This is a genomic window from Burkholderia sp. Bp8986 (genome assembly GCF_003854225.1).
In the GTDB taxonomy this organism is placed as follows: domain Bacteria; phylum Pseudomonadota; class Gammaproteobacteria; order Burkholderiales; family Burkholderiaceae; genus Burkholderia.
Window position 1 is genome coordinate 52,379 of the sequence record NZ_QTQM01000045.1, and the last position, 11,965, is coordinate 64,343.

The 11,965-nt window shown below is 66.3% G+C and carries 11 protein-coding genes and 3 pseudogenes; 9 read left to right on the forward strand and 5 right to left on the reverse strand.

Annotated features, from left to right (window positions below; all coding sequences use genetic code 11):
• Positions 1-90: 90 nt before the first annotated feature.
• Positions 91-1,017 (reverse strand): LysR family transcriptional regulator, encoded by a 927-nt coding sequence (locus tag DID99_RS29750; RefSeq protein WP_044846460.1) that lies wholly within the window; start codon positions 1,015-1,017, stop codon positions 91-93.
• A 117-nt stretch (positions 1,018-1,134) separates the two neighbouring features.
• Between DID99_RS29750 and pobA the strand changes: the two genes are divergently transcribed.
• The 7 genes from pobA (at position 1,135) to DID99_RS29785 (ending at position 8,067) form a co-directional block, all read left to right on the forward strand.
• On the forward strand, positions 1,135-2,367 hold the full coding sequence (gene pobA / locus DID99_RS29755) for a 4-hydroxybenzoate 3-monooxygenase (RefSeq protein WP_044846459.1): 1,233 nt from the start codon (positions 1,135-1,137) through the stop codon (positions 2,365-2,367).
• 145 nt (positions 2,368-2,512) lie between these two features.
• Positions 2,513-3,229 (forward strand): 3-oxoacid CoA-transferase subunit A, encoded by a 717-nt coding sequence (locus DID99_RS29760; RefSeq protein ID WP_124489018.1) that lies wholly within the window; start codon positions 2,513-2,515, stop codon positions 3,227-3,229.
• Positions 3,230-3,244: 15 nt separating this feature from the next.
• A complete protein-coding gene (locus tag DID99_RS29765; RefSeq protein ID WP_012365076.1) occupies positions 3,245-3,901 on the forward strand; it encodes a CoA transferase subunit B in 657 nt (218 codons plus the stop codon).
• An 88-nt stretch (positions 3,902-3,989) separates the two neighbouring features.
• Entirely contained in the window at positions 3,990-5,363 is a 1,374-nt protein-coding gene (locus tag DID99_RS29770) for a 3-carboxy-cis,cis-muconate cycloisomerase (protein ID WP_124668111.1), read from the forward strand.
• Positions 5,363-6,148, forward strand: coding sequence for a 3-oxoadipate enol-lactonase (gene pcaD / locus DID99_RS29775; protein WP_124489020.1), 786 nt, complete (start codon positions 5,363-5,365; stop codon positions 6,146-6,148). Before DID99_RS29770 ends, pcaD begins: the two co-directional genes overlap by 1 nt.
• 10 nt (positions 6,149-6,158) lie before the next feature.
• Positions 6,159-6,545, forward strand: coding sequence for a 4-carboxymuconolactone decarboxylase (pcaC, locus tag DID99_RS29780; RefSeq protein WP_044846455.1), 387 nt, complete (start codon positions 6,159-6,161; stop codon positions 6,543-6,545).
• A 163-nt stretch (positions 6,546-6,708) separates the two neighbouring features.
• A complete protein-coding gene (locus tag DID99_RS29785) occupies positions 6,709-8,067 on the forward strand; it encodes an MFS transporter (RefSeq protein ID WP_124668112.1) in 1,359 nt (452 codons plus the stop codon).
• A 134-nt stretch (positions 8,068-8,201) separates the two neighbouring features.
• Here the strand turns inward: DID99_RS29785 and DID99_RS29790 are convergent, their stop codons facing one another.
• The 4 genes and pseudogenes from DID99_RS29790 to DID99_RS29805 all read right to left on the reverse strand — a co-directional run.
• On the reverse strand, positions 8,202-8,450 hold the full coding sequence (locus DID99_RS29790; protein WP_124524124.1) for a hypothetical protein: 249 nt from the start codon (positions 8,448-8,450) through the stop codon (positions 8,202-8,204).
• 108 nt (positions 8,451-8,558) lie between these two features.
• A complete protein-coding gene (locus tag DID99_RS29795; protein WP_124668113.1) occupies positions 8,559-9,176 on the reverse strand; it encodes a LysE family translocator in 618 nt (205 codons plus the stop codon).
• A 134-nt stretch (positions 9,177-9,310) separates the two neighbouring features.
• A pseudogene (locus DID99_RS29800) lies at positions 9,311-9,859 on the reverse strand (IS5 family transposase); the annotation flags it as partial.
• 215 nt (positions 9,860-10,074) lie between these two features.
• A pseudogene (locus DID99_RS29805) lies at positions 10,075-10,301 on the reverse strand (IS3 family transposase); the annotation flags it as partial.
• On the opposite strand from DID99_RS29805, the pseudogene DID99_RS38375 reads away from it, so the two are divergent.
• Positions 10,296-10,400, forward strand: a pseudogene (locus DID99_RS38375) (IS6 family transposase); the annotation flags it as partial. The pseudogenes DID99_RS29805 and DID99_RS38375 overlap by 6 nt on opposite strands.
• A 645-nt stretch (positions 10,401-11,045) precedes the next feature.
• Positions 11,046-11,965 (forward strand): methyl-accepting chemotaxis protein (locus DID99_RS29815; RefSeq protein ID WP_148091656.1); only part of this gene is annotated, 920 nt, incomplete at its 3' end.

The following is an 11,965-nucleotide window of genomic DNA, read 5'->3' on the forward strand; positions in this document are numbered from 1 at the left end:
ATCGAATGCGGCCGCCTGCGGCGGCGCGGATATCCGGTCATTGTTTCATGCTTTCGCGGGTCGTGCGTGCGGCCTGCCGCACACCCCGCGTCACTTCGGCCACTCGTCCTGCTCGTCGTTGAACAGCGACGCGACGACGCCGCGCAGCCACGCGGTGCGCGGATCGTTGTGGAACTTGCGATGCCAGTGCTGCTTCAGGTCGAAGCGCGGCAGCGGCACCGGCGGCTCGACCGGCACGATGAACGCGTGCTCCGCCGCATACGCATAGCCGATCGCATGCGGCACCGTCGCGATCAGGTCGGTGCGGCTCAGGATGAACGGTAGGCTCATGAAGTGCGGCGTCTCGAGCACCGCGCGGCGCTGCATGCGCTGCTTCGCGAGGTATTTCTCGAGCACCTCCTGGCTGCGCCCTTCGGCGCGCACCACCGCATGCCCGCATGCGAGGAACTGCTCGGCCGTGAACGGGCGCGCCTGTTCGAGCGGATGGCCGCGCCGCATCAGGCAGACGAACCGGTGTGTAAACAGACGCTGCTGGAAGAAGTTGTTGCCGTCGAGATCGGGGAAATAGCCGACCGCGAGATCGATCGAGCCGGCTTCGAGGCCGCGGCCGACTTCGTCGTGCGCGAGCGAGACCGAGCGCAGGTTCGCGTGCGGCGCGCGTGTCGCGAACGCCTGCAGCAGCTTCGGCAGGAACACGATCTCGCCGACGTCCGACAGCGCGATCGAGAACGTATGCGTGCTCGCCGCCGGATCAAAGTCGTGCGGCGCGACGAGGCCGCGCTCGATCTGCGCGAGCGCATCGCGCGCGGCCGGCAGCAGCGCGAGCGCGCGTGGCGTCGGCTCCATCCCGCGCGACGTGCGCACGAACAGCGGATCGCCGAAATACTCGCGCAGGCGGCCGAGCGCGGTGCTCACGCGCGGCTGGCTCACGCCGAGCAGGTCGCCGGCGCGGCTGACGTTGCGCGTGTCGTCCAGCGCGACGAGGTACGGAATCAGGTTCAGATCGAGCGTATCCATCACGGGAGCCAGTATCTTCAAAGCGTATACAACATATCTCCTGAATCGCGTTGCTGCATAGTCGGGAAAGCGCTCAAATGGGTTCCATTACTCGAACCAATGTTCAGGAGACGAACAATGCGCACCCAGGTCGCCATCATCGGCGCCGGTCCGTCCGGCCTTTTGCTTTCCCATCTGCTGCGCCTGCAAGGCGTGGATTCCATCCTCGTCGAGGCGCGTTCGCGCGAATATTGCGAGAACCGCATCCGCGCCGGCGTGCTGGAGCAGGGCACGGTCGACACGCTGAACGAAGCCGGCCTCGGCGACCGGATGCGCCGCGAAGGGCTCGAACACCACGGCATCGAGCTGCTGTTCTCGGGCCAGCGCCATCGCATCGACCTGAGCGCGCTCACCGGCGGGCGCGCGATCACCGTCTACAGCCAGCACGAAGTGGTGCGCGACCTGATCGCGGCCGGCGTCGAGCACGGCCACGCGATGCATTTCGAAGTGAGCGACGTTGCGCTGCACGATGTCGAGAGCGAGCGCCCGTTCGTCACGTTCAAGCATGCCGACGGCCGCGAAGACCGCATCGACTGCGACTACATCGCCGGCTGCGACGGCTTTCACGGCATCGCGCGCCAGACGATTCCGGCCGAGCGGCTGAACACGTTCGAGCGCGTCTATCCGTTCGCGTGGCTCGGCATCCTCGCCGACGCGGCGCCGTCGCTCGACGAACTCGTCTACGCGCATCACGACAACGGTTTCGCACTGTTCTCGATGCGCTCGCCGACGGTCACGCGCCTCTACCTGCAGTGCAAGCCCGACGAAGACCTCGCCGAATGGTCCGACGCGCGGATCTGGGACGAACTGCACACGCGCTTCTCGAACGACACCGGCTGGACGCCGACCGAGGGCCGGATCACGCAGAAGAGCGTGACGCCGATGCGCAGCTTCGTGTCGGAGACGATGCAGCACGGCCGCCTGTTCCTCGCCGGCGACGCCGCGCACATCGTGCCGCCGACCGGCGCGAAGGGGATGAACCTCGCGGTGGCCGACGTCCGCGCGCTGTCCCGCGCGCTCGGCGCCCGCTACCGCAACGGCGACGCGACGCCGCTCGAGCGCTACTCGGCGACCTGTCTCGAACGCGTGTGGCGCGCCGAGCATTTCTCGTACTTCATGACGAACATGCTGCATGCGTCGCCGGAGGACTCGCCGTTCGTCAATCGCCTGAAGTTTGCCGAGCTGAAGTACGTGACGCGCTCGCGGGCCGCCGCGCAGTCGCTCGCCGAAAACTACGTCGGCCTGCCGTTCGACGACCAGACGCCCCCCGAGGGATCCCGCCTTGACAACGCGCTGTGCGCGACTCTATGATCGGCCCATCGTTCGCTAATCGAATCTCGGTTCGAATAGCGAACAAATGCCGAGGGTCGACGACGGCCTTCGACGCGGCACGCGACACGCGCGTGTCCCCTCGACAGGCCGCGCATCGTGCCGCGGGTTCGTATCAGGAAGAGACATGGTCAACAAGATTTTCGAATCGCTTCAATCGGCGGTCGCGGACGTCCACGACGGCGCGACCATCATGATCGGCGGGTTCGGCACGGCAGGCATGCCGTCCGAGCTGATCGACGCGCTGATCGAGCAGGGCGCGCGCGGCCTGACGATCGTCAACAACAACGCGGGCAACGGCGAGACCGGCCTCGCGGCGCTGCTCAAGGCGAAGCGGGTGCGCAAGATCATCTGCTCGTTCCCGCGCCAGAGCGACTCGCAGGTGTTCGACGCGCTGTACCGCGCGGGCGAGATCGAGCTGGAGCTCGTGCCGCAGGGCAACCTCGCGGAGCGGATTCGCGCGGCGGGCGCCGGCATCGGCGGCTTCTTCACGCCGACCGGCTTCGGCACGAAGCTCGCGGAAGGCAAGGAAACGCGCGTGATCGACGGCAAGTCGTACGTGTTCGAGACGCCGATCCACGCCGATTTCGCGCTGGTCAAGGCGTACAAGGGCGATCGCTGGGGCAACCTCGTCTATCGCAAGACCGCGCGCAACTTCGGGCCGATCATGGCGAGCGCCGCGAAGGTCGCGATCGTGCAGGTGTCGGAAGTCGTGCCGCTCGGCGGGCTGAACCCGGAACACATCGTGACGCCGGGCATTTTCGTGCAGCGCGTCGTCGAAGTGCCGCAGGCCGCGCACGCGGCCGAGCTCGCCGCCGAACATGCTGCATCGCAAGCTGCCTGACTGAGGAGACCCGACATGAAACGACTGACCCGCGATGAAATGGCCAAGCGCGTTGCCCAGGACATCCCCGAAGGCGCGTACGTGAACCTCGGCATCGGCGTGCCGACGCTGGTGGCGAACCACCTCGACCCGAGCAAGGAGATCTTCCTGCACAGCGAGAACGGCCTGCTCGGCATGGGCCCGGCGCCCGCGCCCGGCGAGGAAGACGACGAACTGATCAACGCCGGCAAGCAGCACGTGACGCTGCTCACCGGCGGCGCGTATTTCCACCACTCGGATTCGTTCGCGATGATGCGCGGCGGCCACCTCGACTACTGCGTGCTCGGCGCGTTCCAGGTGTCGGCGAACGGCGATCTCGCGAACTGGCATACGGGCGCGCCGGATGCGATTCCGGCCGTCGGCGGCGCGATGGACCTCGCGATCGGCGCGAAGCAGGTGTTCGTGATGATGGAGCACCTGACGAAGCAGGGCGAGAGCAAGATCGTCGCGCAGTGCTCGTATCCGGTCACCGGCGTGCAATGCGTGAGCCGCATCTACACCGATCTCGCGGTGCTCGACGTGACGGCCGACGGCCTCGCGGTGAGCGAGATCTTCACCGACCTGTCGTTCGACGAACTGCAGAAGCTGACCGGCGTGCCGCTGATCGACGCGACGCGCAAGGCCGCGGCCTGACCGGCAAGCGTGCCGGCGTGCGCGATCCCGCGCACGCCGGCACGCTTGGGTAGACAATAAGCGCACGCCGTTTCCCCAATCTGATGCCATGCTCGAAGACAGCGCCCGCCTGACCTCCCTCATTTGCGGCACCGAGTCGCTCAACCGGATCTGGTCGCCCCGCGCGACGATCCAGCGGATGCTCGACGTCGAGGCCGCGCTCGCGCGCGCGCTTGCCGCGCAGCAGGTGATTCCCGCCACCGCGGTCGCGCCGATCGAACGCGCGTGCGACGCCGGCCGGCTCGACGCCGACGCGCTCGCGCACGGCGCGGCGCTCGGCGGCAATCTCGCGATCCCGCTCGTCAAGCAGCTCACCGCGCAAGTGAAGGCCGACGACCCGGAGGCAGCGAAGTTCGTGCACTGGGGCGCGACGAGCCAGGACATCATCGATACCGCGACCGTGCTGCAGCTGCGCGACACGCTCGACGCGCTCGAGCCGCTGCTCGACGAAGCGTGCGCGTCGCTCGCGACGCTCGCGCGCACGCATCGCGCGACGCCGATGATCGGCCGCACGTGGCTGCAGCAGGCGCTGCCGATCACGCTCGGCCTCAAATTCGCGCAATGGCTCGACGCACTTCTGCGCCATCGCGCGCGCTTCGCCGAATTGCGTGCGCGCGCACTGGTGCTGCAGTTCGGCGGCGCGGCCGGCACGCTGGCGAGCCTGCGCGAGCACGCGGCCGGCGTGAGCGCCGCGCTCGCGGCCGACCTGCGGCTCGCGCTGCCGGCCGTGCCGTGGCATACGCAGCGCGACCGCATCGCGGAAGCCGCGTCCTGCTTCGGGATGCTGACCGGCACGCTCGGCAAGATCGCGCGCGACGTGTCGCTGCAAATGCAGACCGAAGTCGGCGAGCTCGGCGAACCGGCGGCCGCCGGCAAGGGCGGCTCGTCGACGATGCCGCACAAGCGCAACCCGGTCGGTTGCGCGGCCGTGCTGACCGCCGCGGTGCGCGCGCCGAACCTCGTCGCGACCGTGTTCGCGGGGATGGTCCAGGAACACGAGCGCGCGCTCGGCGGCTGGCAGTCCGAATGGGACGCGCTGCCCGACCTCGCGCGTCTGACCGGCGGCGCGCTCGCGCAGATCGCGCAGATCGTCGCGGGCCTCGACGTGAACACCGAGCGCCTTGCCGCGAACCTCGAGCTGACGCACGGGCTGATCCTAGGCGAAGCCGTGATGCTCGCCCTTGGCGACCGGATCGGCCGGCTCGATGCGCATCATGTCGTCGAGCATGCGTCGAAAGAAGCCGTGCGCACCGGCGCGACGCTGTTCGACGTGCTCGCCGCCGATGCGACCGTATCGGCCCACCTGTCGCGCGACGCGCTCGCGCGGCTGCTCGATCCCGCACATTACGTCGGCGAGGCGCAGGCCTGCGTCGACGCCGTGCTCGCGCTGCACGCGGGCACGACACAACCAGGAGAACACTGATGCCTTTCGCCACTGTCAACGGCGTGAAACTGCATTACCGGATCGACCGTGCCGCGCGCGACGACGCGCCGTGGCTCGTCTTCTCGAACTCGCTCGGCGCCGACCTGCAGATGTGGGCGCCGCAGATCCGCCCGCTCACGCAGCACTTCAACATCCTGCGCTACGACACGCGCGGCCACGGCCATTCCGAAGCACCGGCCGGCTCGTACACGGTCGACCAGCTCGCGGGCGACGTGATCGGCCTGCTCGACCACGTCGGCATCGAGCGCGCGCACTTCTGCGGGATCTCGATGGGCGGCCTGACCGGCGCCGCGCTCGCCGCGCGTTTCCCGTCGCGCATCGTGCGCGCCGTGCTGTCGAACACCGCCGCGAAGATCGGCTCGCCGGAAGTGTGGGCGCCGCGTGCGCAGAAGGCGCGTGCCGAAGGGATGGCCGCGCTGGCCGACGCCGTGCTGCCGCGCTGGTTCACCGACGCATTCGTCGAACGCGAGCCGCGCCTGTTCGACGCGATCCGCGACACGTTCGTGCATACCGACAAGGACGGTTACGCCGCGAACTGCGACGCGCTGAACGCGGCCGACCTGCGCGAGGAAGTGAAGGGCATCGCGCTGCCGGTGCTCGTCGTGACCGGTGCGAAGGACATGTCGACGCCGCCCGACCAGGGCCGTGCGCTGGCTGCTGCAATTCCGGGCGCGCGTCACGTCGAATTCGACGCCGCGCACATTTCGAACATCGAGTGCACCGACGGCTTCAACCGCGCGCTGCTCGACTTCCTGACCGCGTGAGGCACCGACGATGGACGACCAGCAACGTTATGAAGCAGGGATGAAGGTGCGTCGCGCGGTGCTCGGCGACGCGCACGTCGACCGTTCGATCGAGAACCGCACCGAAGTGACCGACGAATTCCAGAACCTGATCACGCGCTATGCGTGGGGCGAGATCTGGACGCGCGACGGCCTGCCGCGCCATACGCGCAGCCTGCTGACCATCGCGATGATGGTCGCGCTGAACCGCGGCGAGGAACTCGCGCTGCACCTGCGCGCCGCGCGCAACAACGGCGTGACGCGCGACGAGATCAAGGAAGTGCTGCTGCAGACCGCGATCTATTGCGGCGTGCCGGCCGCGAATTCCGCGTTCCATCTCGCGGACAAGATCTTCAAGGAACAGGATGCGGCCGCCTAGATGCGGCTGAATCACACGGCCGGCGCGCGCCGGCCGTGACCCGATCGCGACGCCTGCCACTGCCGGCCGGTGTCGACGATGCATGACGCGCCGGCGACGAATCGGCGCGCGAACAAGGAAAGGCGCGGCCATCAGGCCGCGTTGCTTACATAGGAGACACGCGATGAATCGCGCACCCGTGGTCGATGTCCAGACCTTCATCAACGAGCAGCCGTTCGGCGGCTTCCAGTGGCTCGTGTTCCTGATGTGTTTCGTGATCGTGCTGCTCGACGGCTTCGATACGGCCGCGATCGGCTTCATCGCACCTTCGCTGCTGGGCGAATGGAACCTCACCAAACCCGATCTCGCACCCGTGCTGAGCGCCGCGCTGTTCGGCCTCGCGTGCGGCGCACTCGTGTCGGGCCCGCTGTCCGACCGCCTCGGGCGCCGTTCGCTGCTGCTCGGATCGGTGTTCCTGTTCGGCGTCGCGTGCTTCGTGTCCGCGTTCTCGAACACCATCGGACACCTGACGATCCTGCGTTTCATTACCGGCGTCGGGTTGGGCGCCGCGATGCCGAACGCGGTCACGATGATGGGCGAGTTCTGCCCGGACAAGCGCCGCGCGACCGTGATCAACCTGATGTTCTGCGGCTTCCCGCTCGGCGCCGCGTTCGGCGGTTTTCTCGCCGCGTGGATGATCCCGCATTTCGGCTGGCGCAGCGTGCTGATGCTCGGCGGTGTGACGCCGCTGCTGCTCGGCGTGCTGTTGCTGCTGAAGATGCCGGAATCGGTGCGCTTCATGGTCGCGCAAGGTCAGGGCGTCGAGCGGATCCGCGCGACGCTCGCACGGATCTCGCGCGACGCGCTGAACGCCGGCTCGTTCGCGATGACCGAAGCCGCGCCGCAGACGGGCGGCAAGGGGATCGGCGTCGTGGTGTCGCGCTCGTACATCGTCGGCTCGGTGATGCTGTGGATCGCGTATTTCATGGGCCTCGTGATCTTCTACGCGTCGATCAACTGGATGCCGATCCTGCTGAAGGATGCCGGTCTGACGCCGAAGAGCGCGACGCTGATCTCCGCGCTGTTCCCGCTCGGCGGCGTCGGCGCGGTGCTGTGCGGCGTGCTGATGGACCGTTTCAACGCGAACCGCGTGATTGCCGTGTGTTACGCGCTGACCGCGATCAGCGTGTATGCGATCGGGCAGGCGGCAGGCAATGTGGGGATGCTCGTGCTGGTCGTGTTCATCGCCGGCGTGCTGATGAACACCGCGCAATCGTCGATGCCGGCGCTTGCCGCCGCGTTCTATCCGACCGAAGGGCGCGGTACGGGCGTGGCATGGATGCTGGGCGTCGGCCGCTTCGGCGGGATCGCCGGGTCGTTCCTCGTCGCCGAACTGACGCGCCGGCACTTCTCGTTCGCGGGCGTGTTCGCGACGATCGCGGTCGCGGGCTTGCTCGCGTGCCTCGCGTTGCTGATCAAGCAGGCGGCGCGGCCGCACGGCGTCGCGCAGCCGTCCGGCAAGATCGAGTCGCTCGGGCATTGAGCGGATTCGGGGCCGGGGCGATGCGCCGGCCCTGCGTGTGATCGGGATGCTGCGGTGAGGCGCAAGACGGCTCACACGCACAACGACAGACCGAGCTGCTTCGGCGGCCCGTCGCTATTCCAGCCGCCGCGCCGCTACTCCTCCGCGTCGTGTTCCTTGACGAAGTTGCGCAGATACGCGCGCAGCGCGGCCTCCTGGCTGCGATGATCGGCAAGGTTCGCGGCGCCCAGCGCTTCCTCGTCGCCGAACAGCGTGGGCGGCGCGCAGTACGTACCCACCTCGATGTTCTCGCGCAGCACGCGAATCTCGTGCGTGAGCGGGTGGTACTCGGCGACCCAGTGCATGCCCTCGATGTGCTCGCCCGTCTTCAGCATTGGCTTCATCGGCCACCTCCATGCAGATGCGGCGCAACCGCCGCAGCGATTGCGCGCGCCCGTACCAAAAGGGTACGCCTGCACGGCATGAAGCTCAACGGCTGTGCTCGTGAGCGCTTACTGCGGCAGCAGATGCGCGACGAGCGGATACAGCGACAGGATCAGCAGCACGGCCATCGTCACGTTGAAGATGCGCAGTGCGCGGCGGTTCGACAGGAAGCGGCGCAGGCCCTGGCCGAACGCGGCCCACAGGCTGATGCACGGAAAGCCGATCAGGATGAACACGACGGCCATCCACGCGGCGTTCATCCCGTAGTCGGCGGACAGGCGGATCGTCGTCGCGGCGGTCAGCACCATCATCCACGCCTTCGGATTGACCCACTGGAACGCGGCGGCTTCGAGGAACGTCATCGGCCGCGGCTTGGCGCCTTGCGCCTTCACTTCGCCGGACGTGCCGATGCGCCAGGCGAGGTACAGCAGGTACGCGACGCTCGCGACTTCGAGGATCGTGTACAGGAACGGCACGCGGCGGAATGCTTCACCGAGGCCGAAACCGACGCACAGCATCAGGATCGCGACGCCGATGCTGATGCCGAAGAGGTGCGGCATCGTGCGGCGGAAACCGAAATTGACGCCGGACGCGAGCAGCATCGTGTTGTTCGGGCCGGGCGTGATCGACGTGACGAGCGCGAACAGCATGCCGGCGGGCAATGCGCTGAGGGTGAGGAAGTCCATCGCGGATTCTCCATTCGTGTTCGGGACTGGGATGGAGTCAGTGTAGCGACGGTTTTCTGTACAGTACCGGTACAGTTAGCCTGATGGTTGCCGGTACGGGGGAGGGTGGGAGGGTGGTGCGCGGGTATTTGTTGTTCCCGCATCGCCTTGATCTTTCCTCGCTTGGCCGCCACGCGCCACTTCACGGACTTGCTCCTCATTTCATCGCGCTTGTCTACGCCGATGTAGTCCACGTCGCCGAACGCTTCTTGCTCGTGACCGTGCAACAGCGCGTGCGCTTGCGAAACATCCGACACGTTGGCGGACGTGCCGACCACACTGTGAACCAGCCCCGAATCCGCATCGACGCCGATGTGCGCCTTCATGCCGAAGTGCCACTCGTTGCCTTTCTTCGTCTGATGCATGTCCGGATCGCGACGCTTCTCGGCGTTCTTGGTCGACGGCGACGCTTCGATGATCGTCGCATCGACCAGCGTGCCTTCCTTCATCATCAGCCCGCGTTCGCACAGCGAGATGCCAATTTCGTCAAACAGCTTGCGCGTCAGGTCATGTGCGAGAAGCAGGCGCCGGAACTTCAGCAGCGTGGTCGCATCCGGCACGTTCTCGACGGCCAGATCAATCCCGGCAAACGCCCGCATCGCAATGCTGTCGTACAGCGCATCCTCCAGCCCTTCGTCCGACAGACTGTGCGGGGATGATAAGTCGGAGCCGTTCGACTACATGTTTGTCGTTCAACTTTGCACTCTCATCGCAAATCATCCGCAATGCCAAATCAAAGTGCCGACACAAGCTACAGCTTTCAGTCGTCGCTATGGTGAGTCGGGCTTAAGCGACAGAGCAGCGGGATGTCGGCAAACCTATATCGATCAATCGGTGCTGCGCTTGGTCAAGCGCCGCGTCGGGCGTGGGCACGCGTATCGTAGTGAGTCTGGTAGATTCTTTCGACCTGCAACGTCTTGAGGAAGCTCTCCATCGGGGGGCGTTATCCCAGGCGTTGGCACGGCGGCTCATTGAAACGTTTATCTTGAACGCGGCGGTCAATTTCCGGTACGCGCGACTGACGTATTGGGCGCCGCAATCGGAGTGCAGTAGCAATCCCGGTGGCGGTTTGCGTTGCCAGCACGCAAGCGCTTCTTCCGGCGGATGCTGCGCTCAAACCCGGTGCTGCGTAAGATTGTGACCGATCAACTGCGCAGTTATCCGGCGGTGAAGGCTGAAATTCCCTGCCGAGACATCAAATGAACGCGGTATGTCATCGCGCCATACTCAAAGAACGCCTCGCGACATGGCATGGTTGGACTGACTCTCCCGCAGCCAACGAAGTTATCTGATAAGGATAACGACTCTTGAGGAAGACACGTGGCATGCACTTATGAACTTGATATAACTATTTCGTCTTCTTCATCGCTTCATTCTCCCGCCGCCTCTTCACCAACTTACAGAGTCTTTGCGTGGCTTTCACGAGTTGGGCGACACGAAAATCGATAGTCATGCTCACATCCCCATATCGGAAACATTTCAATTAGATTTCAGACGATTCGATCATGCGTCATTGTTCCGCATTTCAGGCCGCCGATGCCCCATCGTCGGCCGGCCAGCCGAAATACCGGCAGCAACCTACCCCTGCTCCCTTTCAAATTTCCGCAAACGTCTGCGTATTGACCTATCCTTAATGGGATGAAAAAAGCATGGCTCAATGCGTAAAAAATTCGATTGCGATCAGACGCGCCGCATGACAGCATGCGGGGCGTCGGCAATCGGGCACCCGTCCGGAACGATTCGATCGATCGCGCCGACCCGCGACCGAATCGTTTTCTCCGCACGTCGCGCCGCCGGATCCAGGCGACCCAAGCCCTACGGGAGATAGACATGGCCACTGCGACGACGCCCCGCGCCGGCACGCCCCCTTTGCCCGCCCTGCTGCGCGGCGGACGCTTCACGCTCGGCACGCGCATCGTGCTCAGCTTCGGCGCGATCTTCGTGCTGATGCTGGTCATGGCCGCGATTTCATACACCCGATTGACGGCGATCGACGCCGCTGCCGACAGCCTCCAGCGGGATTCGGTGCCGGGCCTGTACCTGTCGACGTCGCTGCGCGCCGCGACCAATCAAAGCTATACGGTGGTCGAACGCGCGATCTTCAGCGACGGCGATTCGGACGGCACGAAGCGCGATCTCGATCGGATTCCGGAAGCGCTGCGGCGTTTCGATCAGGCGTCGACGCAATACGAGGCGACGCTGTTCCGCGACGACGACAAGGCGCGCTTCGCCGCGCTCCGGGCCGCATACGACCAGTACCTGCCGCTGTTGAACGACGCAGCGCATGCGGCGGCGAGCGACCGCGCGGCTGCGCGGGCCAACTTTGCGCACGTGACGACGGCGTGGGAGAACGTAGTCCGTGTCGCGGACGCGCTGGTCGACGAAAACCGCGGCCAGGCCGACGATTCGGCACGGCAGATCCGCACGTCGGTCAACACGGCGGAAGCGACGCTCGCGACCGCGCTGAGCGTCGTGCTGCTGGTCGCGCTCGCGACCGGCTATGCGCTGTTCCGCGCGATCACGGGGCCGATGGCGCGGCTCGTCGAGGTGCACGACGCAATGCGCACCGGCAACCTCGCGCAGCGGCTCGACCTGCGCCGCAGCGACGAATTCGGCACGCTGCAGGACGGCTTCAACCGGATGGCCGAACAGCTCGCGAGCCTCGTGTCGCAGGCGCAGCAGTCGTCGCTGCAGGTGACGACGTCGGTCGCCGAAATCGCGGCGACGTCGCGCGAGCAGCAGGCGACCGC